20 protein-coding genes are annotated in these 24,085 nt (G+C 58.2%); 12 read left to right on the forward strand and 8 right to left on the reverse strand.

What is annotated here, in order from left to right:
- The first annotated feature begins 27 nt into the window (after window positions 1-27).
- From AC07U5_RS19505 to AC07U5_RS19515, 3 genes are read left to right on the forward strand one after another with little or no spacing between them, the layout of a single operon-like run.
- Window positions 28-789 carry an ImuA family protein gene (locus AC07U5_RS19505; RefSeq protein WP_494723988.1) on the forward strand — a complete coding sequence of 254 codons (762 nt, stop codon included), beginning with the start codon at window positions 28-30 and terminating at the stop codon, window positions 787-789.
- Window positions 704-2,221: a DUF6504 family protein gene (locus AC07U5_RS19510; RefSeq protein ID WP_494723989.1), complete on the forward strand. Its 1,518-nt coding sequence runs from the start codon at window positions 704-706 to the stop codon at window positions 2,219-2,221. The genes AC07U5_RS19505 and AC07U5_RS19510 overlap by 86 nt, the downstream gene beginning before the upstream one ends.
- A complete protein-coding gene (locus AC07U5_RS19515; RefSeq protein ID WP_494723990.1) occupies window positions 2,218-5,475 on the forward strand; it encodes an error-prone DNA polymerase in 3,258 nt (1,085 codons plus the stop codon). The genes AC07U5_RS19510 and AC07U5_RS19515 overlap by 4 nt, the downstream gene beginning before the upstream one ends.
- Before the next feature lie 49 nt (window positions 5,476-5,524).
- Here the strand turns inward: AC07U5_RS19515 and AC07U5_RS19520 are convergent, their stop codons facing one another.
- The 5 genes from AC07U5_RS19520 to ytfQ form a co-directional block, all read right to left on the reverse strand.
- Window positions 5,525-6,256 carry a FadR/GntR family transcriptional regulator gene (locus AC07U5_RS19520; protein WP_062424144.1) on the reverse strand — a complete coding sequence of 244 codons (732 nt, stop codon included), beginning with the start codon at window positions 6,254-6,256 and terminating at the stop codon, window positions 5,525-5,527.
- Between the two features lie 21 nt (window positions 6,257-6,277).
- Window positions 6,278-7,258 (reverse strand): galactofuranose ABC transporter, permease protein YjfF, encoded by a 981-nt coding sequence (gene yjfF / locus AC07U5_RS19525; RefSeq protein ID WP_343107895.1) that lies wholly within the window; start codon window positions 7,256-7,258, stop codon window positions 6,278-6,280.
- Window positions 7,255-8,298, reverse strand: a complete 1,044-nt coding sequence (locus AC07U5_RS19530; RefSeq protein ID WP_062424145.1) for an ABC transporter permease — start codon at window positions 8,296-8,298, stop codon at window positions 7,255-7,257. Before AC07U5_RS19530 ends, yjfF begins: the two co-directional genes overlap by 4 nt.
- Window positions 8,298-9,821, reverse strand: a complete 1,524-nt coding sequence (gene ytfR, locus AC07U5_RS19535) for a galactofuranose ABC transporter, ATP-binding protein YtfR (RefSeq protein WP_343107896.1) — start codon at window positions 9,819-9,821, stop codon at window positions 8,298-8,300. The genes AC07U5_RS19530 and ytfR overlap by 1 nt, the downstream gene beginning before the upstream one ends.
- Window positions 9,822-9,995: 174 nt before the next feature.
- Window positions 9,996-10,955: a galactofuranose ABC transporter, galactofuranose-binding protein YtfQ gene (gene ytfQ / locus AC07U5_RS19540; protein WP_062441680.1), complete on the reverse strand. Its 960-nt coding sequence runs from the start codon at window positions 10,953-10,955 to the stop codon at window positions 9,996-9,998.
- Between the two features lie 495 nt (window positions 10,956-11,450).
- Between ytfQ and AC07U5_RS19545 the strand changes: the two genes are divergently transcribed.
- Complete coding sequence (locus AC07U5_RS19545; RefSeq protein WP_113272510.1) at window positions 11,451-13,262, forward strand: dihydroxy-acid dehydratase; 1,812 nt, start codon at window positions 11,451-11,453, stop codon at window positions 13,260-13,262.
- Between the two features lie 169 nt (window positions 13,263-13,431).
- On the opposite strand, the gene AC07U5_RS19550 is transcribed toward AC07U5_RS19545, so the two are convergent.
- The 3 genes from AC07U5_RS19550 to AC07U5_RS19560 form a co-directional block, all read right to left on the reverse strand.
- A complete protein-coding gene (locus AC07U5_RS19550) occupies window positions 13,432-14,154 on the reverse strand; it encodes a metallophosphoesterase (protein ID WP_494723991.1) in 723 nt (240 codons plus the stop codon).
- Window positions 14,155-14,242: 88 nt separating this feature from the next.
- The gene (locus AC07U5_RS19555; protein ID WP_494723992.1) at window positions 14,243-15,463 is read right to left on the reverse strand and encodes a GGDEF domain-containing protein; all 1,221 of its coding nucleotides are present in this window, start codon (window positions 15,461-15,463) and stop codon (window positions 14,243-14,245) included.
- Between the two features lie 207 nt (window positions 15,464-15,670).
- Window positions 15,671-16,591 (reverse strand): LysR family transcriptional regulator, encoded by a 921-nt coding sequence (locus AC07U5_RS19560; RefSeq protein ID WP_494723993.1) that lies wholly within the window; start codon window positions 16,589-16,591, stop codon window positions 15,671-15,673.
- 109 nt (window positions 16,592-16,700) lie between these two features.
- On the opposite strand from AC07U5_RS19560, the gene AC07U5_RS19565 reads away from it, so the two are divergent.
- From AC07U5_RS19565 to AC07U5_RS19600, 8 genes are all read left to right on the forward strand, one after another.
- Window positions 16,701-17,477, forward strand: a complete 777-nt coding sequence (locus AC07U5_RS19565) for an SDR family oxidoreductase (protein ID WP_113272514.1) — start codon at window positions 16,701-16,703, stop codon at window positions 17,475-17,477.
- A gap of 99 nt (window positions 17,478-17,576) precedes the next feature.
- Entirely contained in the window at window positions 17,577-18,563 is a 987-nt protein-coding gene (locus tag AC07U5_RS19570; protein ID WP_494724283.1) for an aldo/keto reductase, read from the forward strand.
- 262 nt (window positions 18,564-18,825) lie between these two features.
- On the forward strand, window positions 18,826-19,461 hold the full coding sequence (locus tag AC07U5_RS19575; RefSeq protein ID WP_494723994.1) for a hypothetical protein: 636 nt from the start codon (window positions 18,826-18,828) through the stop codon (window positions 19,459-19,461).
- 2 nt (window positions 19,462-19,463) lie between these two features.
- Window positions 19,464-20,117: a DNA oxidative demethylase AlkB gene (gene alkB, locus AC07U5_RS19580; RefSeq protein ID WP_494724284.1), complete on the forward strand. Its 654-nt coding sequence runs from the start codon at window positions 19,464-19,466 to the stop codon at window positions 20,115-20,117.
- 179 nt (window positions 20,118-20,296) lie between these two features.
- Entirely contained in the window at window positions 20,297-22,039 is a 1,743-nt protein-coding gene (locus AC07U5_RS19585) for a methyl-accepting chemotaxis protein (RefSeq protein ID WP_440612752.1), read from the forward strand.
- Between the two features lie 253 nt (window positions 22,040-22,292).
- Window positions 22,293-23,186, forward strand: coding sequence for a DMT family transporter (locus tag AC07U5_RS19590; RefSeq protein WP_494723995.1), 894 nt, complete (start codon window positions 22,293-22,295; stop codon window positions 23,184-23,186).
- A gap of 104 nt (window positions 23,187-23,290) precedes the next feature.
- A complete protein-coding gene (locus AC07U5_RS19595) occupies window positions 23,291-23,542 on the forward strand; it encodes a DUF2188 domain-containing protein (protein WP_062600022.1) in 252 nt (83 codons plus the stop codon).
- Window position 23,543: 1 nt separating this feature from the next.
- On the forward strand, window positions 23,544-24,053 hold the full coding sequence (locus tag AC07U5_RS19600; RefSeq protein ID WP_494723996.1) for a 2'-5' RNA ligase family protein: 510 nt from the start codon (window positions 23,544-23,546) through the stop codon (window positions 24,051-24,053).
- Window positions 24,054-24,085 lie beyond the last annotated feature (32 nt).

Genomic DNA, 24,085 nt, shown 5'->3' on the forward strand with positions numbered 1-24,085 from the left:
GTGGAATGCTCTGAGAAGTTTCGTGTCATGCAGAAGCGCGCAGAACAGCTTGTCGTGGAGGAATTGCGAGAAAGGCTGGAGAGGATCACCCAAGGTCCTGCCAGACAGCAGGAGACTCTGCCCTTCAATATTCCAGCCATGGATGAGCGTCTCCCCGGTCAAGGACTGAAGCTTGGCAGCTTGCATGAGGTGAGCGGCGGCGGAAATGGTGCCGTGGATGGCGCAGCGTCAGCGCTCTTTTGTGCGGGCATCGCTGCCCGGTTGAAGGGCAAGATCCTTTGGTGCGTGACCCGTCCCGATCTCTTCATGCCTGCTCTCACACAGGCAGGACTTTCGCATAACCGGCTGATCATCGTCGAATGCCGCGACGAAAAGGGCGTGCTGGATTGTTTCGAGGAGGGGCTTCGCTGCAACGGCTTTGGTGCCGTCATCGGTGAAGTGTCGAAGCTGCCGATGAACATGTCGCGGCGTCTGCAACTGACGGCGGAAGCTTCGGGCGTGGCAGCCATAGCGCTTCGCCGCTGGCGTCATGTGAGCGGTGTCGCCGATTTTGGTCAGCCGACCGCCGCCGTCACCCGATGGCGCATTTCCATGCGTCCCTCCACCCCGCTGCCGATACGCGGGGTAGGGCGGTCACGCTGGTTTGTAGAATTGCTGCGTGTCCGGGGCGGCGAACCTTTTGAACTGGAAGTGGAAGCCTGTGATGCAGAGGGTCGTCTCGCTATACCTGCCGACATGGCAGACGGATCGATACCGCAGGATGCTTGGGGACGAAGCGCCGCCGGTTGAAACTCCGCTCGTCATGATCGCCCGCCAGGGAAGCCGCCGGCTCGTGGCTGCTCTGAATAGTGCCGCGCTGAAAGCGGGCTTGCGCCCCGGCATGCCGGCCAGCAAGGCACAGGCCATTCTACCGGGCCTTATTGTCGAAGACTTGAAGCCGGTGGAGGATGCAAAAGCCCTTGAGGATCTGGCCTTCTGGTTTCTACGCATCTATGCCCCCATAGTCGCGCCGGATACGCCCGATGGGCTGGTGCTCGATACGACCGGGGCCGATCACCTGCATGGCAATGAAAGACTGATGCTGACGGGAATGATCAATCGCCTGCATGCGCTGGGTTTTACGGCGCGTGCGGCAATTGCCGAAAGCTGGGGCGCGGCTCACGCGCTTGCCCGTTTCGGGCGCGAAGCCGTCACCATTTTACCTGAAGGCAGTGTGCGAGAAGCGCTCGCGCCTCTCCCGCTTGCCGCCCTGCGGCTGGATGCACATCTGGTCAATGAGCTGAAGGTCCTGGGCTTTCGCCGCATCGGAGAATTGGCAGCTGCGCCGCGCGCGCCGATCACCTTGCGGTTCGGACCGGAGGTTGGGCGCAGGCTGGATCAGGCTCACGGTATCCTGTCGGAACCGATAGAGCCGGTCCGCGTGGCGGAACTGGTAACCGTGCGCCGCTTCTTTCCCGAACCGATTGGTGCTGCAGAAACCATTGCAAAATACACCCGAAAGCTTGTGTCCGACCTCTGTCTGGATTTGGAGAAGCGGGGTTTAGGTGCGCGTCGTGTCGATCTCGTTTTCCATCGTGTCGATAGTGGTGTACAGGCCATTCGGGCCGGAACCTCCAAACCCGCACGCGATAGCAAGCAATTGTCGCGCCTTCTGACCGATCGTATCGAGACGATCGATCCGGGTTTCGGCATCGAGAAGATGACGCTGACGGCGACCCATGCCGAGCCGCTTCTTGCCGGGCAGACGCGCTCCGTTCTTCTGGATGAGGCGGGGGGCGATATTGGCGAGGCTGTCGATATCATCCTCAATCGAGGCCACAAGGTCTATCGCTATGCCGCCGTTCAAAGCGATGTGCCGGAGCGTTCCGTTCAGAAAATTCCGGCAGAGGCCACGGAAGATGCACCCGGTTGGCCTGAGCATTGGCCGCGACCGGTGAGGCTTCTGTTCAAGCCGGAGCCGATCCAGACGGTGGCGCTGCTTCCCGATCATCCTCCCCGAAACTTCACATGGCGCGGGGTACGTCACATCGTCAAGCGGGCCGACGGACCGGAGCGCGTCTTTGGCGAATGGTGGAAGCGCGATCGAGAACTCTCGGCGGTTCGCGATTATTTCCGAGTGGAAAATGAGAATGGCGAGCGCTTCTGGATCTTCCGTTCCGGCGATGGCGAGCACACCGAGACCGGCTCTCTGGAGTGGTTCATGCATGGATTTTTCGCATGAGTACGGGTGTTCGTTATGCCGAACTGCAGGTTACCTCGCATTTTTCTTTTCTGCGTGGTGCCAGCTCCTGTGAGGAATTGTTCGCCCAGGCAAAAGCGCTTGGCATAGAGGCGTTGGGCATTGTCGATCGCAACAGCCTCGCGGCCATTCCTCGCGCGCACAAGATTGCGAAAGAGCTTGAGCTTCGGCTGGTGGTCGGCTGCAGGCTGGATCTGGTGCAGGATGTCTCCGTGCTGGTCTATCCCACGAACAGAGAGGCTTATGGTCGGCTGTGCCGACTGCTGACATTCGGTAAGAGAGACGGCAAGGCTGGCAAGTGCTCACTCACATGGAGCGATCTGGTTGCCTATGGCGAAGGGCTGATCGTGGTCCTCCTGCCGGATGAGACGAGTGAAGGGCTTGCCAGCCATCTACGCAGGATTAAAGCGGACTTTGCCGATCGCGCCTATGTGGCGATGAGCCTGCGCCGCCGGCCCAATGATGCATTCCGCCTCCATGAGCTTTCGCAGATGGCAGCGCGCGCAGGCGTAGCAACGGTCGTCACCAATGACGTTCTTTTTCACGAGCCCGGTCGTCGCATGCTTCAGGATGTCGTCACCTGCATTCGCCACAACTGCACCATCGACGATGCCGGCTTTCGCCGCGAGCGACATGCCGATCGCTATCTGAAGCCGCCGGAGGAAATGTACCGGCTTTTTTCGGCCTATCCGGATGCCTTGGAAAATACGCTGAAGATCGTGAAGAAGTGCAGGTTTTCGCTCTCGGAGTTGGAATATCAATATCCCGATGAGCGGCAGATACCAGGCCTGACGGCGCAGGAAGCGCTGGAAAAATTCGTCTGGGATGAGGCACCGAAGCGATATCCCAATGGCGTGCCGGAAAAGGTGAGGAAGGCGCTTCGGCACGAATTGACCATCATCGCCAAGAAGGAATATGCGCCTTACTTTTTGACCGTCAATACCATCGTCAGGAAGGCACGGGAGATGAAGATTCTCTGCCAGGGACGTGGATCTGCGGCCAATTCGGCCGTCTGCTATGTCCTCGGCATCACCGCAATCGATCCGGATGAAAGCGACCTTCTGTTCGAGCGTTTCGTTTCCGAGGACCGTGACGAGCCCCCGGATATCGATGTCGATTTCGAGCACCAGCGGCGCGAGGAAATCATCCAGTGGATCTATGATCACTATGGGTTCGATAAGGCGGCGCTTTGTGCTGTGGTGACCTGCTATCGCGGCAAGGGCGCCATCCGCGATGTCGGCAAGGTACTGGGCCTTCCCGAAGATCTGACCAAACTCATGTCCTCCCAGATATGGTGGTGGACGGAAGGCACCGGCGAGAAGCATGCCAATGAATTGAATATCAATCTGGAGGATCGGCGCGTCAGACTTGCCTTCGATCTCGCGCGCCAGTTGATCGGCACGCCCCGCCATTACAGCCAGCATCCGGGCGGCTTCGTGTTGACCCATGACCGGCTGGACGAACTCGTTCCCATCCTTCCAGCATCCATGAAGGACAGGCGGATCATCGAGTGGGACAAGGACGATATCGAGATCGTCAAATTCATGAAGATGGATTGCCTGGCACTCGGCATGCTGTCCTGCATGCGCAGAGCCTTCGAAATGCTGACGGTTCGCAAGGGTGAAGAGTTTGGACTGACCAGTATCAATAACAACGACGATCCGACCTACGACATGATCTGCAAGGCCGATACGATCGGCACGTTCCAGATCGAAAGCCGGGCGCAGATGTCGATGCTACCTAGGCTAAAGCCTCGTAAACTCTACGACCTTGTCATTCAGGTGGCGATTGTTCGGCCCGGTCCGATACAGGGTGACATGGTGCATCCTTATCTTCGACGAAGGGAAGGAAAGGAGGAGGTGGTCTATGAGCGGCCTGAATTGGAAAACGTTCTCAAAAAGACGCTCGGTGTTCCTCTTTTTCAAGAGCAGGCGATGCGTGTAGCGATCGAATGCGCCGGTTTTAGCGCCAATGACGCTGACCGTTTGCGAAGAGCCATGGCCACTTTTAAAAACGTAGGGACGATCAACGAGTTTCAAGAAAAGCTCGTTCAGGGCTTGGTCAGAAATAAATTCAGCGAAGACTTCGCCAAGCGTATCTTCAAGCAATTGGAAGGCTTCGGCAGCTACGGTTTCCCCGAAAGCCATGCAGCCTCTTTCGCATCGATTGCCTACGCATCGGCATGGGTGAAGTGCCACCATCCCGATATCTTCTGTGCGGCGCTGTTGAACTCCCAGCCTATGGGATTTTACGCCCCGGCACAGCTCGTTCGCGACGCACGTGATCACGGCGTTGTGGTTCGGCCCGTCTGCGTCAATGCGAGCCGCTGGGATTGCATGCTGGAGGAGAAGGTCGGTCCAGATCGCAACGCCGTGCGCCTTGGCATGCGGCTGGTGAAGGGGCTGTCCAACCATCATGCGGGCAATATTATCGCGTGCCGGGAGGAGCGTCCCTTTCAATCTATCGATGATTTATGGAGGCGGGCAGGGGTACCGGTTTCCGCGCTGGTGTGTCTTGCCGAAGCGGATGCTTTTTTGCCGTCTCTCGGTCTTTCACGTCGTGAGGCATTGTGGGCGATCAAGGGCCTGCGCGATGAACCCTTGCCGCTTTTTGCTGCCGCAGCTGCTCGGGAGAACGCGTTGATCGAGGAGATGCAGGAGCCGGAAGTCAACCTGCTGCCCATGACCGCAGGCGGAGAGGTTGTGCAGGACTATGGCCATGTGGGCCTGACGCTGCGAGACCACCCCATGAGCTTCCTACGCCAGGATCTCGCGCGACGTCGGATCGTGACATGCGCTGAGACGCTCAAGACGAATGACGGTCGCTGGCTGGAGGTCGCTGGTCTCGTGCTCGTGCGGCAGCGCCCTGGCTCGGCGAAGGGCGTCATCTTCATGACGCTTGAAGACGAGACTGGAATTACCAATGCCGTCGTTTGGGTCAAGACCTTCGAAAAATATCGACGTGTCGTCCTGTCGGCGAGCATGGTCGGAATTTACGGCAAGCTTCAGCGTGAAGGTGACGTCGTTCATGTCGTCGCCCACCGCATCACTGATCTGTCGGACATTTTAAGAAGTGTCGGGGAAAGGGATAAGCCGTTTCCGCTGCCGCATGGTCGCGGCGATGAGTTTCATCACGGTAGCCCGCCGACACGGGATAGACGGGGGTTGCCACCGAGATCAACTCTTCAGGAGAGCGATGACGACCACATCATCATCAAAGGCCGCAACTTCCATTGAGAGCCGCAGCGCGCCTTCGTTGCAAGACCGATTAATGCTCTTGAGCCTCTCAGGTGAGAGCGGCGTTCTTGATCCGGTCCTTGCCGACCTCGATCACATGCCGCATGGCTTTCACAGCGGCGTTTTCATCTCGCGCTGCAATGGCGTGCACAATGCGCAAATGGTTGGCGGCAATCTCTGCGATGGTGGCCGGAGCAGAGGCTGGCGACGATAGCTTGAAGGAGATGGCGAGTGCCGCCTCGATCAGACCGCTTGCCGAACGCATGAAGGGATTGCCGGAAATGCTGGCAACGGCCAGATGGAATTCCAGATCGATCTTGGCAATGCTTTCGGCGGTATGGGCAGGGTTGTCGAATTTCGCCGCGATCGCGTAGAGCGCGACGATATCTTCGCTGGATGCATGCCGAGCAGCCGCTGCCGCAGCAGCCGGCTCAAGCGCCAAGCGAATTTCAGCCAGATGCTCGATGAACTCCGGATCGAGACCCGCCTCGCAGCGCCAACCCAGCACATCCGGGTCAAAGAAGTTCCAGCTCGATTTGTCGAGAACGCGTGTCCCGACTTTCGCTTTGGCTTCCACCAGCCGCTTTGCGGCCAGCGTCTTCATCGTTTCTCTGAGAACGGTCCTTGATACGCCGAAGCGAAGCGAGAGTTCGGCATCGTTGGGGAGAAGGGAACCCTCCGGTATCCGGCCCGAAACAATGGCGCTGCCAAGTTCCGCCACGACGTGCGCATGGCTGTTGCGCCGCTTTCGTCCCGATATCGTGTTTTCCAGTAGCCCCAACAACTATCTCCCTCGCTGCTGTTATGCCGGGTGAGCCGCCGCCATTCTTCTGTTTGAGTACCAGATGATTGTGCGTTGCAAAACGATGAATATGAACAGAAGTATGCCGATAACGATTTTCGTCCACCAGGATGACAGTGTTCCATCAAAAACGATATAGGTCTGAATGAGGCCCTGGATCATCAGGCCGATGAAAGTGCCGGCAACGAGGCCTGTTCCGCCTGTCAGCAGCGTCCCGCCGATCACCACGGCGGCAATCGCATCCAGTTCGACACCAACGGTTGCCAGAGAGTAGCCGGACGAGGTGTAGAGCGTGTAGACGATGCCCGCGAGACCGGAGAGAAAGCCGGACAGTGCGTAGATACCGATCGTGGTTTTGGCGACGGGTACCCCCATCAGTTCCGCCGATTGCTGGTTTCCACCAAGTGCGTAGACATTGGCACCGAAGCGGGTGCGGGCTGCCACCAGTATGCCGACCGCAAAGACGATCAGCATCAGGATGGCAAGCGCCGTCAATCGACCGCCACCGGGCACACGAATGTAGAAGCCCTGGATGGCATTGATGACCGGATGGGAGATTGGGACGGAATCGGTCGACATGAGATAGGCGGCCCCGCGTGCCAGAAACATGCCTGCGAGGGTGACGACGAAGGGCGGGATCGCGAGAAAGCGGATCATCGCACCCATCAGGCTGCCAAAAATCGTGGCGATGACGAGCACCGCCGCGAAGGCAACGAGCGGATGAACACCATATCCGTTGACGAGCACGGCGACGAAGACGCTGGAAAAGGCGATGACCGAGCCGATGGACAGATCGATGCCGCCAGACAGAATCACGAATGTCATCCCGACGGCCGCAATACCGAGAAACGCATTGTCGGTCAGAAGATTGCCGATGACCCGTGTGCTGAGAATGCCCGGATATTGGGAAACGCACAGCGCATAGGCAATGATGAAGATCGCCAGCGTGGTGAAGAAGGGAAGGTTGCGTGTGTGGATCATCGCGCAGCTTCTCCTTTGTTGGTAGTGGGCGCCGGTGCCGCCGGGCTTGGTTTTTTCGGCGTCCTGGTAAAGCCGAGCAAAGTGACAAGTGCCGGCGATTGAAGCGTCAGAACCACGATGATGATGCCTGCCTTGATGATCAGGTTGAATTCAGGCGGGAAGCCTGAGACGAGAATACCGGTATTGATCGTCTGGATGATCAGTGCGCCGATGAGCGACGCGGTGATCGAGAAGCGACCGCCATTGAGCGACGTGCCGCCGATGACGACTGCAAGGATCGCATCGAGTTCAAGCCAAAGGCCGGCATTGTTGGCATCCGCACCGCGAATGTCCGCGGTCACGATCATACCGGCGATGGCGGCACATAGTCCGGAAATCGCGTAGACGAAGAACAGCAGGAAGCGGGCGCGAACACCGGCAAGTGCTGCCGCGCGGCGATTGATGCCGGTTGCCTCGATCAGGAAGCCGAGCGCGGACTTGCGCACCAGAAGACCGATAAGAATGGCGCTCGCCACCCAGATCACCACGGGCAGAGGAACGCCTGCAAAGGACCCGGAACCGATGGCTGAAAAGCTGTCATTGTTGAAGGTCAGGATGACGCCTTCGGTGATCAACTGCGCAATGCCGCGGCCGGCAACCATGAGGATGAGGGTCGCAATGATCGGCTGGATGTCGAGGACGGCGACGAGGATGCCGTTCCAGATGCCGCAGGCAATACCGACTGCCAATGAGACGGCGATCACGACGGGAATGGAATGCCCGGCACTGATCAGCGTGGCTGCAACCGCACCGCAAATGGCGATGACCGCGCCGATGGAGAGATCGATACCCTTCGTGGCAATGACCAGCGTCATGCCGATCGTCAAAAGCGCTACGGGTGCGGCGCGCACCAGAATATCGATAAGGCTGCCATAGAGGCGTCCATTCTGCATCGAGACGTTCAGGAAGCCAGGCGATATCACCGTAATGGCAGCCAGAATGATGAACAGCGCAATGAACTGCGGCGCCAGTCTCTTCAATTTCAACGTTACGCTCTTCATCACGCGGCCTCCGTACGGGCGGAGGTCGCAATCGCCTTCATGATGTTTTCTGCAGTCACGTCGGATCCCTTGAGCTCTTCAACATGGCGACGGTCCGACAGGACGATGACGCGATGGGCGACCGCCGTCAGTTCTTCCAGCTCCGAGGAAATGACGACGAGCGACATGCCCTCCTGGCAGAGCTTCTCGATCATCTTGAGGATTTCGGCGTGTGCACCAATATCAATGCCGCGCGTCGGCTCATCAAGAATGAGGAGGCGAGGCTCGGTTGCCAGCCAGCGGGCAAGGATTGCTTTCTGCTGATTGCCGCCAGAGAGGAACTTGATCGGACGTTCACGATCGGCGGGACGAATGTCGAGCGACTTGATGAAGTCGTCGGCCAGCGCTGCCTTCTGACGCTTGGAAATCGGTCGCATCCAGCCTTGGCGCGCCTGCAGGGCAAGCGCGATATTATCGGCGACGGAAAAATCGCCGATAATGCCGTCCGTCTTGCGCTCTTCAGGACAGAAGCCGAAGCCCTGTTCGATGGCCGCTTCCGGTGATTGGATGGACACCTGCTTGCCATCGATGGTCGCCGTTCCGCTTTCCGGCTTGTCGATGCCGAAGAGAAGAAAGGCGGTTTCACTGCGTCCTGAACCGAGGAGCCCTGCAATGCCGACCACTTCACCCGGACGAATATCAAGATCGAAGGGTTCGACGCTGCCGCGTTTGCCATAGCCTTGAAAACGGATGGCAGGCGCCCCTTCGACCACATCATTGTCGGAGGGCTGGCGGTTATGGGTGACATTCTGCAATTCGCGCCCGAGCATCATGGAAATGAGCTCGCCTCTCGGAAGCTCCGAAATGGTGCGCGTCCCCACCAGCTTGCCGTTGCGCAGGACTGTGACGCGGTCGGCAATGTCGTAAACCTGGTTGAGGAAGTGGGTGATGATGACGATGCCGAGACCTTCGGCGCGAAGCTGTCTCAGCACCGTGAAAAGCATCTCGACTTCATGCGCGTCGAGGCTGGCTGTCGGCTCATCCAGAACGAGCACCTTGCCGGAGAGATCGACGGCGCGCGCAATCGCAATGATCTGCCGGATGGCGACCGAATAGCTGGAGAGCAGGGCATTGACGTCGATGTTCAGGCCATAGCGACCAAGCAGCTTCTGGGCCTCTTCGCGCATGGTGCGCTTGTCGATGAGGCCGAAGCGGCGCGGCTGGCGGCCGAGAAAGAGATTTTCGGCAACGGTCAGGTTTTCCAGGAGATTGACCTCCTGGTAGACAGTGCCAATGCCGAGAGCTTGTGCTTCACCGACATCGGCTGGGGAAATCTCGTCGCCATCGAGGCGCACTGTTCCTTTGTCGCGGGTGTAAACGCCGGTGAGTATCTTGATGAGCGTGGATTTGCCGGCACCATTTTCGCCGAGCAGCGCGTGGATTTCACCCGCACGAAGGGTGAAATCAACATTGTCGAGAGCGGTTATGCCGAGGAAGGACTTACCGATGGCACGTGCTTCCAGAAGGGACGTTTGTTCGGACATTCTGAAGCATTCCATTGAAGACAAAGCGTGAATGGAAACGGTGCCGAAGCACCGTCCCGATCGCCAGTTCCGATATGAGGCATGTTCTGCAAAGAACCAGCGGCACTCTGCAATGCGCAAGAACGGAAGCGTTTGGATATCTGGGGTGAAGCGGACTTCACCCCCAAACCGGTCTTAGTAGCCGAGGCCTTTCTTTGCCTCATAGACCTTCATCGGATCGTCAGACGCCGTGTAGAGCTTGGATTCTGTCTGGATCCACTTCTTCGGCTCTTTCTTGTCCTTGAGGTAAGCGTCAAGAGCATCGAAGGCAGGACCAGCCATGTTCGGCGTCAGTTCGACCGTTGCGTTCGCTTCACCGGCAGCCATGGCCTTGAAGATATCCGGAACGGCGTCGATGGAGACGACCTTGATGTCTGTGCCGGGCTTCAGGCCGGCTTCCTTGATCGCCTGGATTGCGCCGACAGCCATATCATCATTGTGGGCGTAAACAGCGCAGATGTTCTTGCCGCCATTTTCAGCCTTGATGAAGCTTTCCATGACTTCCTTGCCCTTGGTGCGGGTGAAGTCGCCGGTCTGCGAGCGCGTGATCTTGATGTTCTTGTGCGAAGCGATGGCTTCTTCGAAGCCCTTCTTGCGGTTGATGGCAGGCGAAGAGCCGGTCGTGCCCTGAAGTTCGACGACATTACAGTCCTTCGAACCGACATCCTTGACCAGCCAGTCGCCAGCAACCTTGCCTTCGTGAACCTGGTCGGAGGTCACAGCGGTCAGGTAGAGGCTGTCTGGAGCTTCGATTTGACGGTCAAGAAGAATAACAGGAATGTTTTCTTCCTTGGCTTCTTTCAGAACGGCGTCCCAACCGGTGGCGACGACAGGGGCAATCAGAATGGCATCGACGCCTTGGGCGATGAAGCCGCGAACGGCCTTGATCTGATTTTCCTGCTTCTGCTGCGCATCGGCAAATTTCAGAGTGATGCCACGCTTTTCAGCCTGTTGCTTGGTGACGGTGGTTTCTGCAGCGCGCCAGCCCGATTCGGAGCCGATCTGCGAAAAGCCGACGGTGAGCGACTTTGCGGATACGCCAGAAGCCAGGCATACGGAAAAAGCGACGGTAACCGCCGCAAGTGCTTTTTTCATCTTTAATCCTCCCAGAGATGATGTCGGCTGACGGGGCGATATGAGCATATAGTATTATCTTTGAAAAGCGATTTTTTGCTTCTGATCGTCACTTGGCGTGAAATAGAACGGGTCATTCTAAATAAAGCAATTTAGATTCAATGAGATAATTTAGTAATATTTTTTCGACGGCATTGCTGCCTCCGTCTTGGGGTTCCTTGACAATTGCGTTCACTCCGAAATAGTAATACGAATACAAAGAACAATCTGCGGCATTGACCGCATTCCTCAATTGCCGCAGATCAGGCAAGGGATGAAAAAGATTGAGGCGGGAGGAATCGTGCGAATCGTCAGCGAGAGTTTGGACGCAGTGGAAGGTTTGGGCAGATGTCCGCCTTGCCAGATGTCGTCGTCTCCGCTACGCGTCTGCGTGGTCCCATTGTCGACGCTTCACCATGAATTCGTCGCACTCCCGTTGACCTACCCGTTCGCCACTTCCGGCTGGAGACCATTATCATGACAGACTCGAAGAATTTGACCGCCCCACAAGGCAAGCTGCGTTCGCGCGCTTGGTTCGACAATCCCGCAAATGCCGACATGACGGCGCTCTATCTCGAGCGTTACATGAATTTCGGTCTGAGCCAGGCCGAGCTTCAGTCGGACCGCCCGATCATCGGTATCGCGCAGACAGGTTCCGACCTTTCGCCTTGCAATCGCCACCACCTCGAACTGGCGAACCGCCTTCGTGAAGGTATCCGCGAAGCGGGCGGCATCGCCATCGAGTTTCCGGTTCATCCGATTCAGGAAACCGGCAAGCGCCCGACTGCCGGTCTCGACCGTAACCTTGCCTATCTCGGCCTCGTCGAAGTGCTGTATGGCTATCCGCTCGATGGCGTCGTTCTGACGATCGGCTGCGACAAGACGACGCCTGCCTGTCTTATGGCGGCGGCCACCGTCAACATTCCGGCGATTGCTCTGTCCGTCGGCCCGATGCTGAATGGCTGGTTCCGCGGCGAGCGCACCGGCTCCGGCACCATCGTCTGGAAGGCTCGCGAACTTCTGGCGAAGGGCGAGATCGACTACCAGGGCTTTGTCAAACTCGTTGCCTCGTCCGCGCCGTCCACCGGCTATTGCAACACCATGGGCACGGCGACCACGATGAACTCGCTGGCCGAAGCGCTCGGCATGCAGCTTCCAGGCTCTGCCGCGATCCCTGCACCGTATCGCGATCGCCAGGAAATCTCCTATCTCACCGGTCTTCGCATCGTCGAGATGGTCAAGGAAGACCTGAAGCCATCCGACATCATGACTAAGGATGCCTTCATCAACGCCATCCGCGTCAACTCGGCAATCGGTGGTTCCACCAACGCGCCGATCCATCTGAACGGTCTTGCACGCCATGTCGGCGTCGAGCTCACCGTCGATGACTGGCAGACCTATGGCGAAGAAGTTCCGCTGCTCGTCAACCTGCAGCCGGCTGGCGAATATCTCGGTGAAGACTACTATCACGCCGGTGGCGTTCCGGCTGTCGTCAACCAGTTGATGGAACAGGGCCTCATCATGGAAGACGCCCTGACCGTCAACGGCAAGACGATCGGCGAGAACTGCCGTGGTGCGATCATCGAAGACGAAAAGGTCATCCGTCCCTACGATCGTCCGTTGAAGGAGCGTGCAGGCTTCCGCGTGCTGCGCGGCAACCTCTTCTCTTCTGCCATCATGAAGACCAGCGTTATCAGCCCGGAATTCCGTCAGCGCTATCTCTCCAACCCGAACGATCCTGAAGCTTTCGAAGGCCGTGCGGTCGTCTTCGACGGTCCGGAAGATTATCACCACCGCATCGACGATCCGTCGCTCGGCATCGACGCGCAGACCGTTCTGTTCATGCGCGGCGCAGGCCCGATCGGCTACCCGGGTGCGGCAGAAGTCGTGAACATGCGTGCTCCCGATTACCTGCTGAAGGAAGGTGTCAACTCGCTGCCTTGCATCGGCGACGGTCGTCAGTCCGGCACGTCGGGCAGCCCGTCGATCCTCAATGCCTCGCCGGAAGCGGCAGCAGGCGGCGGTCTTGCCATTCTGCAGACCGGCGACCGCGTTCGCATCGATGTGGGCAGAGGCACCGCCGATATCCTGATCTCGCCGGAAGAACTAGCGAAGCGTTATGAGGCGCTGAACGCTCAGGGTGGCTACAAGTATCCGGATCACCAGACGCCTTGGCAGGAAATCCAGCGCGGCATCGTCGGACAGATGGAAACGGGTGCCGTGCTCGAACCGGCCGTGAAGTACCAGCGCATCGCCCAGACCAAGGGTCTTCCGCGCGACAACCACTAAAGAATGGTCCGATGTGCCGGAGCGATCCGGCACATCATTCCTCGCCGCCGGTTGTGACACAGCCGGCGGTTTTTCTTTCTCTAAAGCCTGCCGCGATTTTTCATATCCGCTTTTTAGCTTTTGTCTTGTTTCTCCGCATGGCGTTATCGCAAAAAAACGGATCACACCTTTATGAGTCCGACGTCATGACCGTGATGTCGCCATTGCGTCTGATTTTAACGGCAGAAAGGCGCCGCGTCATGAAGGCGCCGGTGTCGACATTCAGCCGGTTAGCGACCATCGCAACATTGCGCACAGGCGTATGACCATGAACCGTGAGAAATGGGTTCTGCGCCAACGGTGCGCCCTGCTGGTTCGGACGGATCCAGAGGAGGTGTTTATCCTCCTGCTGTTCGAGAGGAACGTCGTTCAAAAGTCCCGCGTGAACGAAACAAATGCCGGGCACCGAAATCAAAGAAGGAAGGCTGGCGGCAAAGGCGATGTGATGAGGCGGAATGGCCTGCTGTACCGCTGCACGAAATTGCCGATTGTCGTCCGGGAGCCATCGGATGCCATAGGACTGCAAGGTTTCCAGCCCGCCAAATTCCAGCCAGCGGTGATCCCGATGCGGGTTCTTGAGAAAGTCCAGCATGGTTTCCTCATGGTTTCCGGCCAGGCAAAACCGTTGGAATCCGTCGAGCTGGGTCGAGCTCAACTCTTCCAGCACGGCCGAGGACTTCGGCCCGCGATCGACATAGTCGCCGAGCATGATGATCCACTTTGCGCCAGTCTCCTGCGCGGCGTCGGCCTTTATCTTCTCTTGCAGGACATGAAGAAGATCAAGACAGCCGTGGACATCGCCGACTGCATAGATGACCTCCGGTCTTTCGGAAAAGAAGAGTTTTTGGCGCATGGCGGGACCATATGAGCTGGAGAAAGGGCAACAGCCGGAGCATCGACCCAGCCTTAATGGTGAACGTTACGCTGAAGGATGACACGCTTTATACGCAAAACCTCATAGCCTCACCAGATGCCGAGTCCATACTGAAGGTATTTCGTCCACGTCGTTTGGCAACATAAAGTGCTCTATCGGCAAACTCGACCAAATGGTCGAACGATACGTCTGGGCCATCAGAACAGTTGACGACGATGCCGATGCTGACTGTCACGACGTCTAGCCTATCAGGGCGGCTCGGATGCGGGATTTGCAGATCTGCCACGGCTTGAAGAATAGCTTCGGCTGCGCCTGCCGCGCTCATCTCACTCGCGTTACGCAAAACGAAACTGAATTCCTCACCCCCGAACCGAGCGCAGAAGGCATCGTCGAGGCCGTCCGTGGCATTCGCCAAGGCAGCGGAGACCTCTTGGAGACATGCGTCACCGGCAGGATGCCCGAGAGAGTCATTATAGAACTTGAAATGATCGACGTCGATCATCATCAACCCGATCGATTGCGAGTCGGAGAGCCAGGTGTCCACCTGTTCTGACAAGTGGCGGCGGTTGGGAAGTCGGGTCAGGGCGTCTGTTCTCGAGAGATCCTCATATTGCTTTCGTGCGGCGTCAGCGCTCTGCGCGAGCAGCGTCGCCTCTAGGGCGGTGAGATAGTCACCGCAGCGACGACGTTCGAGCAGATAGTTGGCATAGAGGCCGAAGGCGCTGGCCGTCGCGATCTGAATAACGAAAGCGATCCCAACGGGCGTTTCGAGGTTGTTTTTGGTGACAATCGCGAGAAGGGTCGATGCGAGCGCCAACGACGTGAACAACACGGCATGCGGAAATCGCAAAGCCAGCATCATGTTGCCGAAGATAATGGTGAGCGAGAGTTCGCCAAACGTAAAAACACCCAGGGCGGAGCGCGTTTCCCAGAAGAGGAAGACGGGAAGGAGGTGGGCATTGAGCATGCCGACCGTAATCAGCCGCTCGGTCCAGACGAGAGGCGTACGACCGATAAGCCAAATCAAAGCCAGGGACGTGGGCGTGATGAAGCCGACACGTAGGAGTACCGACGTCCAGAAGGTGTCACCAAGAAGGATGTAGTTCGTGATGTTGTACACATTATAGAATGCGAGGCCGACGAAAATGGCGAATTGCAAATCGACGATTCGTTGGGCGCCTTCCTCTTGATCATATCGCGCCTGTATGGGTGGAGCGAAGCGCAACCAGACATCAAGCGCGGGGCGCCCACCCAAGTCGTAATGCTGTTGGATTAAGCTGTGCTCCACACCAATTTCCAGTTTTTGCCAAACGCTTCACAATCTCCGGCCAAAAGCCGTCGGGGCAGAATGTTATATCGAATAAGTTTAGAACATTATAATCGCCCGGCACCGGCGCCATCTTTCCCAATGTATCTACCATCCACGGGTTGCGCTTTACGAAGAGTGCGATGCTCAACCCACGGCTGGAGCCGCCGAAAGGTTGTGAGAACGGTCTTACCGCGCTAGGGGCGGCAGTCCTTCCCGCGCCCGAATGAGTTCGATCAAGTGACGCAGCGCCGGGTGGTTTTGCCGTCGGCTCGGATAATACATGTGGAAGCCGGCACCGGTCGATGACCATTGAGGCAAAACGACTTCCAGCCGTCCATCGCGCAGCTCCGCATCGGCACGGCGTTTCAAGACGTAGCCGAGACCCAAACCATCGGCAGCGGCATCGATGGTGCTCTGCGTATCGCTGATGGTGCAGTTGCCGGGCACGTCGATCCGTATCATGGCGTCGCCGTTGCCCAGTTCCCATCGGAACGCCGAATTGTCACCCAGAAGAAGGCGCAGGCATGAATGCTGCATCAGGTCGTCAGGCTTCTTCGGTCGGCCATGCGTGTCGAGGTAGCTCGGCGCGCCGACGATCACCCATTCCAACGGTTCGGTGAGCGCGACCGCGATCATATCCTCGGGAACTGTGTCCCCGTATCGTATCCCGGCATCGAAGCCTTCGGCCACCATGTCGACCGGGCGATTTTCGACGACGACGGTAAACCGCATATCTGGCAAGAGCTTCAGAAAACTCGGGAGTAAAGGGCTCACCAGAAGGCGACTGGCGTCGGCGGGAATGTTCAGGCGCAGTTCGCCGAAAGCGCCAGCATGCCCGTCCTCCATCTCGGAGAGCGCCGAGCCGATCTCATCGAACCCTGCCTCCAGGCGGGCGGCGAAGCGCAGCCCCGCGGGCGTCGGCGCGACGCTCCGGCTTGTGCGATTGAGGAGCTTCGTGCCCAAACGCTCCTCCAGCCGGCGGATTGCGTGGCTAAGAGCAGATGCCGTGATGCCCAATTCGATTGCGGCTGCCTTGAAACTGCGGCGCCGAACGACGATTGAGAAGGCGGCAAGGTCGGGCAGCTCCGAGCGGAGAAACGGCGGCATGAATGAGTTCCGTTCAGTGCATCGTTGAATGTGATGCAAGCATAAGAACTTGCTTCTGTGTCTGCAAGGCCTAGGGTCGTCCCAACCGAAGAGTGCGGAGGAGCACCCCATGTGGCACGAATTGAAGATCCCGGATTTGAGCGACAGAGCCGTTCTCGTCACAGGCGCCTCCACCGGTATCGGCGCGGCAGTGGCCAAGGCCTTGGCGGCGCAAGGCGCAAAGGTTGCTGTTCATTATAATGAAAGCGCTGCGGCTGCCGAAGCGGTGCTTGCCAACATTCGCCACGCTGGGGGTGAAGCCATCCTTATTCAGGGAGATGTATCAAAGCCGGGCGGGAGTGAACGCGTGGTCGAGGCTGCAGCTGAAAAGCTCGGCGGGCTTGACGGGCTCATCAATAATGCCGGAGGCATGCTCGGTCGCGTGCCGACGGCGGAGATGGACGACGCCCATTATGCGCGTGTCATGGACCTCAATGCCCGCTCGGTGTTGGCTGCGACAAAGGCGGCCGTCCCGTTCCTGAAGCGGCGGCAGGGCTTCGTCATCAACACGACCTCGATTGCGGCACGCAATGGCGGCGGCAATGGCGCAATCCTCTACGCTGCCGCCAAGGGCTTCGTCTCGACGATCACCCGCGGCCACGCAAAGGAGTTCGTCGGCGACGGTATTCGCGTCAACGCCGTCGCACCCGGCATCATCGCGACACCCTTTCATGATCGCTATACCAGCCCTGAGATGCTCGATGCCCAGCGTCAGAGCGTCCCGATGGCCCGTGTCGGCACACCGGACGAATGCGTCGGCGCCTATCTCTTTCTCGCCTCGCCACTCCTGTCCGGCTACATCACCGGACAGATTATTGAGGTCAACGGCGGACAGCTGATGCCGTAGGGCGCCTCTGGCGCCTTTGTCTCGTCCAATCTTTGCCCACGCAGCCGACCGGCACACCGCCGAAGTCGTCGGCCTTTCTTACGGAGTACATTCATGACCATTCAGACACGCCGTCTCGGTCGGACGGACTGGAATATCTCGGAAATCGGTTTTGGCGCGTGGGCCATCGGCGGCTCATGGGGAGACGTGGACGAGAGTGATGCGAAGGCCAGCGTCCATGCCGCTCTTGATGCCGGTATGACATTCATCGACACGGCTGATGTTTACGGTGATGGTCGCTCCGAGCGCATCATCCGTGACGTGCTGAAGGAGCGCGGCGGCGAGCGGCCGATCGTTGCGACGAAGGCCGGACGCAGGCTGAGCCCACATGTGGCCGATGGATATACCAAGGCCAATCTCGAGGCTTTCGTTGATCGGAGCCTGATGAACCTTGGCGTTGAGGCTCTTGACCTCGTCCAGCTCCATTGCCCGCCGACAGAGGTCTACTATCGCCCCGAAGTCTTCGGCGCGATGGACGACCTCGTTTTGGCCGGCAAGATCCGCTTCTATGGCGTATCGGTGGAGAAGGTGGAGGAGGCGCTCAAGGCCATCGACTTCCCGAACGTCTCGACGGTTCAGATCATCTTCAACATGTTTCGGCACCGCCCCGCCGACCTGTTCTTCTCCGAGGCCAAGCGCCGCGACGTCGGCGTCATCGTGCGTGTGCCTCTGGCAAGCGGTATGCTGACGGGGAAGATGGGCAAGGACTCGACTTTCGCTGCTGACGACCACCGCAACTTCAATCGTCGTGGTGAGGCATTCGACGTCGGCGAAACCTTTTCGGGTGTCCCATACGATGTTGCGCTTGAGGCAGTCGAGGAACTGCGAGCGCTGGTTCCGAGCAACTTGACCATGGCGCAGTTCGCGCTGCGCTGGATCCTGATGGAGGAGGCCGTCTCGGTCGTCATTCCCGGTGCAAAAAACCGCGATCAAGCAACCTCCAACGCTGCGGCGAGCCGTGTGACGGCAATCCCCGCAGAGGTCATGGATAAGGTGCGGGCGCTTTACCGTGACAAAATCGCGCCGCATGTCCATCAGCGCTGGTAGGTAAAGAGACGAAGAAGAGTGCCGTGGGTCGTTTCGCGCACGGCGTTCTTCTTTGAATGAATGCATCATAAGGGACTGGCCGTTGGCTCGCTTGCAATTCCGCTGGGTTCGGATTGCCGGTGCGGGTCTGCTGACACTCGATGCCTAAAAACGAGCTACCTCTCCACGAGAGATATTTGTCTCATCACCATGTCTCACCTCAAAACTGTCCACTTTCTATAGATTGTTGTCGATGTTGCTCTGGAAGCAAGGGAGGAAGGACATGCCGCTGCAAAACCGCGTCGATCCGTTCGGGGATATTCTCGACCTGCCAATGCGAGGCCTCTTCACCGGCAATCGCGGCATCATTCACGACCCCGCCTCACGAACGCTGACGACCAAGCGATGGGCTTCGAAATCCTGGTTGATTTGCAGTTGCAGCTATAAGGACGTCCGTCGCGACGTCATGGCGTCGCGAAGCTGGACGGAGCTGTTCTTTCTCGATGAGGCGACTGCGCTGGCAGCCGGGCATCGCCCCTGCTTTCAATGCCGGCGTGAGGAGGCAGGCAAGTTCGTTGCCGCCTGGGTCGAGGGCAATGGTTCCCCGGCGGGTTCCATCCGCGATATCGACGCAACGCTGCACCGCGAACGCCTGCAGATGAAACGAAAGCGCGTCAATGTCCTTTTGACCCCTGTCGAGGATCTGCCGGACGGGACGATGATTGCGGCGCAAGGCGAGGCCTATCTTGTTGCCAGTGGCAATACCTACCGCTGGAGCCCTCAAGGTTATCGTCAAACATCCACGCTGCCTTTCGTTGACGGGCTTTTGACGCCGCCATCGACGCTAAAAGCTTTGGAGGCGGGTTATCGACCGGTGCTGCACCCGTCTCTTGAAACAGCCGATCTGGATGCTGCGTAATGATGAACGACCTCTTCGCCGGGCTTGAGCCTCAGCAGGCGTCCCGGCAGGATATGGCAGACGGTGCCGTGCTCATGCGCGGCCGTGCACTTGCCCAGGCAGATGAACTGATAGCCGATATTCACCGCATTTCATCATCTGCCCCCTTTCGCCACATGGTCACACCCGGTGGTTTTTCCATGTCGGTCGCGATGACCAATTGCGGCACCTATGGCTGGGTGACAGATCGGCGCGGCTATCGCTATGAGCGGCATGATCCTCTGACGGGTGAGAACTGGAGCCCGATGCCGGAAAGCTTTCTGTCACTTGCGGTAAGAGCTGCCAACGAGGCCGGTTATCCCGACTTCCTGCCGAATGCCTGCCTTATCAATCGCTATGAGCCAGGCGCGAAGATGTCGCTGCATCAGGACAAGGACGAGAAGGACTTTTCCCGTCCCATCGTTTCCGTGTCGCTCGGTCTCCCCGTTGCCTTCCAGTTTGGCGGGTTGCAACGCACCGATCCTGTGACGAAGTATCCGTTGCAGCATGGCGATGTGGTGGTATGGGGCGGACCCTCCCGCCTTTTCTATCACGGTGTGCTGACACTGAAAAACGGCGTCCACGAGAAAGCCGGCCCCTTCCGTTATAACCTCACCTTCCGCCACGCCGTGGTGTAATCAAGGCGTCGCCCACGCCCACGCTGTGCTGAGGTCTCGAAGATCGTCGCGGAAAGACTGGACTTTAACGAGTGTGTTAACTCTAAAAACGATCTCCGCCCTTTCCTCAGGTCGCGTTTACCTGTCGTTTCGTCATTCCTGTGTAGCGTGAAAGCACAACACGAGATCGGGAAACGACCATGGGTGCAATGCTCAAGCCGAACAGGGCCTACGATACAGACCAACAGATTGAGTTTAACAGCAAGCTGACGGCTGCCCATGCGCGCATCGAGAAGCGGTTTCTTGATGGCGGCGCAGTGCTCGTTTCCGTCATGGAGATGCTCAACGATCTTATCGGCATTCTCGATGGGATCACAGGAACAATGGACCAGGGCAAGACCGAGGAGACGGTTGCCGGTCTGCGCAGGACGATGACGGATCTGGCGCATCTGCCGGAAATCGAGCGCGATCGTAAATCCGGTTTCGAAGCACTGACCACCATGTGCGCCTCGACCCGCGGCCATATTGACGACATTCACGAGACCATCCGCTACCTCAAGACCTTTGCCATAACGGTGAAGATTGCCGGTGCGGGGCTGGCGGAGTTTTCCGGTTTTGCCGACGAAATTCGCGATCGCATCCAGTCGGGTGCGGATGAGGTTGCCCGATTTGGTGCCAATCTTGAGGCGATGCGCGCACAACTCACCGATGCCCGCTCATTTTCGTCGAAAACACTGACCGACTTCGGCTCGATCATTCCGCCCATCATCAAGGGACTGACGGAAAACTCCGCCCGCATCGTTGCCCAGCATCGGGAAATGGCGGAGATCGCCGGACAGGTCAAAAAGATTGCCCAAGGCGTGCAGGGCAAGATCGGGTCCGTCCTGTCCAATCTGCAGATCGGTGACATTACCAGACAGCGCATCGAGCATATTCAGAGCATTCTCCAACTGTTGGAAGAGTTCGTCGCCTCGTCGGAAGGCGAAGCGTTGACCGAGACCGAACATGAGGTGCTGCGCGAAGCGGTGCTGCAGCTCGTCAGTGCTCAGATGGACGAAACGGCTGCGGACTTCCAGCGCGATTGCAGCAAGATTTTCACCAGCATTTCCAGCTTTATCGATGATGCGGGCCGCATTTTGTCTTTGCGGGACGAACTCGTCGATCGCAGCTCGAACGGCGACAACAACGTGCTTGCGCTGATGGAAAGAGATATTGTCGAGGCCTGCAAGCTCGCTGAACGCGTTCAGGGCAGCAGCGGCGACGCGGACAAGGTCGTGTTTTCCGTTGCCGAGAGCGCCCAGGAATTGCTGCGCGGTATCGAGGTGCTGCGTTCGATCAAGATCGACATCCATTACATGGCGCTGAACTCCAACCTGCGCTGCTCCAAGCTTGGCGAAGCAGGGCGTTCCGTCAACGTCGTCAGTGGCGAGATGCGGATCTTCGCAGGCAAGCTCGAAACGCCGGCCGACGCCATCGTCGAGGATCTGCGCGGCGTAGAGGTTGCCACACAGGCGCTTGTGGAACAGGGGCAGGGGCTTTCGAAGAACTTCAGCGCGCCGCTCAATGAAGCGCTGGATTCGATCCGGAATGCCAAATCTCAAATGGAGCAAGGGACGCAGGCGCTCGCCGAAGAGGGGCAGGCGGTGTTCAGCCGCATCAGCGCTGTCGTCACCACCCTCGATTTCGAAAGTGAGCTCGGAGCCACCTTCAACGATTGCTGCAATATTGCAGCCCAGTTGTCGCAGGGGTTTCAGGCCGATGTATCGGGCTTCGCCGACAAGATCGAAGGCTTTTCGTCGCGTGTCTACAAACTCTACACCATGGCACATGAGCGCGATATCCACGTGCGATATCTGCCGGCTAACAGCGCCAGCGCTCACGCGACGGCCACACAGTCGGCGGAAGCAGACGATGACGATCTCTTTGCCGATGCACTGTTCTGATCACTTGGAACCATTTTAGCACATGTGCGAAAGCCGTGGGGTTCGCTCCGCGGCTTTCTGCTATTCTGGCAAGCGTTGGTCGGGGTTAAACTGGTGAACCAGCCTGATGCATTTTGGGGTTGCAAAAGCCGGCAGGATATCCGATCCATCCTGCACTGCGTTGCCTGAGGCGGACGCATCCATGTTTGCTCGATAGTCCGGTCGCCGATCGGTATTTCAACGGGCGAGCATCGACAGCCAGTGGTGAATGAGCATGACGGGTTCTTTGGAGGCTAGGCCGCTTTTCGGCATCGGTCTCGCGGCTATGGGCTATTCCTGCTTTGCCATGCAGGATGCGTTGGTGAAGTACCTGGTGGAAACCTATTATGTTCCGCAGATCCTTTTCGTCCGTAGTGCCGTCATCGTGGCGATCACCGGAACACTGGCTTATTTCTACGGTCACCCATCCATTTTGAAGAGCAAATATCGCGGCACGCTAGTGCTGCGCGCAACGCTGATGCTGATCGCCTGGATGCTGTTCTACAGTTCGTCGCTCTATCTCGGTCTGGCGGAACTGACGACACTTTACTTTTCTGCGCCGATCATGGTCGTCGTCCTTTCCATCTTTGTCTTGAAGGAAAAGGTCGGCATGGGGCGCTGGATTGCATGTGCCTTCGGCTTCATCGGCGTGCTTGTCGCAGCCAATCCGACGCACTCGCCCAACTGGCTTCCGGCGCTTCTATGCATCGTTGCCGGTTTCTGCTGGGCCTGGAGCACCATCCTCGTTCGTATCGTCAGCAAGAGCGAAACGACGCTGACGCAGATGTATGCGACGAGCGCGTTGTTCGGCATCGCCTGCGCGCTGGCTCTGCCATGGCTGTGGAAGAACCCGGACATGCAGGGCTGGGCGCTGATGATCGGGGTCGGCCTGATCTCCACGCTCGGCCAGTTTCTGCTCTATGAGGGGTTCCGGCACGCCGAAGCTTCCTCACTCGCTTCGGTCGAATATACCGGGCTGATCTGGGCGTTTCTCTATGGCTATCTCATCTGGTCGGAAATCCCGGCCGCTAACGTCTTCATCGGCGCCCTTCTGATCGTGACCGCAAGCCTTGTGCTTGTTGGCTGGGAACGTCGCACAGTACGATCGCCGAAGGAGCGTATTCTTTAGATGTCCTGTATCTGCGCTGCCCATGCTTTCGCTGTCAAAGCCGCCTTGCTTGGGAACATCCGCGCTGTCGCGACGTTTTCGAGAGCCTGTAAAAGGAGACTCTCATGGCAGTTGTTTATCATGTCGATCAACATGACGGTGGATTTGCGTATCGCGTCGATGATGTCTGGTCCGAGACTTTTCCAGACCACGATACGGCTCTGGAAGCCGCGCGGGATGCGGCGCGCCGCCAGCAGATCGGCGGAGACGAAGTGGAAATTTCCTACCAGCTTGCCGATGGGCACTGGCAATCGCAGCATGTGAAGGGTGGAGACCGGCCGGAAACGGACGTCGTCGACGACACCGCAGACCGATAAAATGACGCTTCCGCCGATCATCGTCACGGCACATGCCGCGCCGGGCGATATGGCATATTTTGACCAAATGAGGCGGAAGCATTTTCCGCCCCATCGAAACTTCCTAAACGCCCACATCACCCTGTTTCACCACCTGCCCGGGCGGGTCTTTGGCGAAGCGTCAAGTCTTGCTCAAGAGGTTGTGGCGCAAACGATGCCCTTCACCGCGGAAGTATCAGGTGTCAGGCATCTGGGCGGTGGCGTCGCTTTCGAGATCAGGAGCGTTGAATTGGAAACCCTGCGCGCCAACCTTTTCAGAGCCTTCGGATCGTGGCCCGGGCCGCAGGATCGACAGAAGTTCAAACCGCATATCACTGTCCAGAACAAGGTGGAGAAGGCGTCCGCGGATACTCTCTACGAGGCGTTGCGTGCAGGCCTTGAACCGCGCCATATCACGATCCTTGGAATTGACCTGTGGGACTATCTTGGTGGACCATGGGGACACCGCGCTTTTCTGCCTTTTCCGCAGTAGGGTGCTGCTTCCGGCTTTGCGCCGACCAACAA

It is taken from the genome of Agrobacterium sp. GW821-FHT02D03, assembly GCF_059421725.1.

Bases quoted from the DNA above. Each gene is read 5' to 3' on its own strand.
- AC07U5_RS19505 (WP_494723988.1), top strand. From the start codon at position 28: ATGCAGAAGCGCGCAGAACAGCTTGTCGTGGAGGAATTGCGAGAAAGG.
- AC07U5_RS19510 (WP_494723989.1), top strand. From the start codon at position 704: ATGCAGAGGGTCGTCTCGCTATACCTGCCGACATGGCAGACGGATCGA.
- AC07U5_RS19515 (WP_494723990.1), top strand. From the start codon at position 2,218: ATGAGTACGGGTGTTCGTTATGCCGAACTGCAGGTTACCTCGCATTTT.
- yjfF (WP_343107895.1), bottom strand. From the start codon at position 7,258: ATGATCCACACACGCAACCTTCCCTTCTTCACCACGCTGGCGATCTTC.
- AC07U5_RS19530 (WP_062424145.1), bottom strand. From the start codon at position 8,298: ATGAAGAGCGTAACGTTGAAATTGAAGAGACTGGCGCCGCAGTTCATT.
- ytfR (WP_343107896.1), bottom strand. From the start codon at position 9,821: ATGTCCGAACAAACGTCCCTTCTGGAAGCACGTGCCATCGGTAAGTCC.
- ytfQ (WP_062441680.1), bottom strand. From the start codon at position 10,955: ATGAAAAAAGCACTTGCGGCGGTTACCGTCGCTTTTTCCGTATGCCTG.
- AC07U5_RS19545 (WP_113272510.1), top strand. From the start codon at position 11,451: ATGACAGACTCGAAGAATTTGACCGCCCCACAAGGCAAGCTGCGTTCG.
- AC07U5_RS19550 (WP_494723991.1), bottom strand. From the start codon at position 14,154: ATGCGCCAAAAACTCTTCTTTTCCGAAAGACCGGAGGTCATCTATGCA.
- AC07U5_RS19560 (WP_494723993.1), bottom strand. From the start codon at position 16,591: ATGCCGCCGTTTCTCCGCTCGGAGCTGCCCGACCTTGCCGCCTTCTCA.
- AC07U5_RS19565 (WP_113272514.1), top strand. From the start codon at position 16,701: ATGTGGCACGAATTGAAGATCCCGGATTTGAGCGACAGAGCCGTTCTC.
- AC07U5_RS19575 (WP_494723994.1), top strand. From the start codon at position 18,826: ATGCCGCTGCAAAACCGCGTCGATCCGTTCGGGGATATTCTCGACCTG.
- alkB (WP_494724284.1), top strand. From the start codon at position 19,464: ATGAACGACCTCTTCGCCGGGCTTGAGCCTCAGCAGGCGTCCCGGCAG.
- AC07U5_RS19585 (WP_440612752.1), top strand. From the start codon at position 20,297: ATGGGTGCAATGCTCAAGCCGAACAGGGCCTACGATACAGACCAACAG.
- AC07U5_RS19590 (WP_494723995.1), top strand. From the start codon at position 22,293: ATGACGGGTTCTTTGGAGGCTAGGCCGCTTTTCGGCATCGGTCTCGCG.
- AC07U5_RS19595 (WP_062600022.1), top strand. From the start codon at position 23,291: ATGGCAGTTGTTTATCATGTCGATCAACATGACGGTGGATTTGCGTAT.
- AC07U5_RS19600 (WP_494723996.1), top strand. From the start codon at position 23,544: ATGACGCTTCCGCCGATCATCGTCACGGCACATGCCGCGCCGGGCGAT.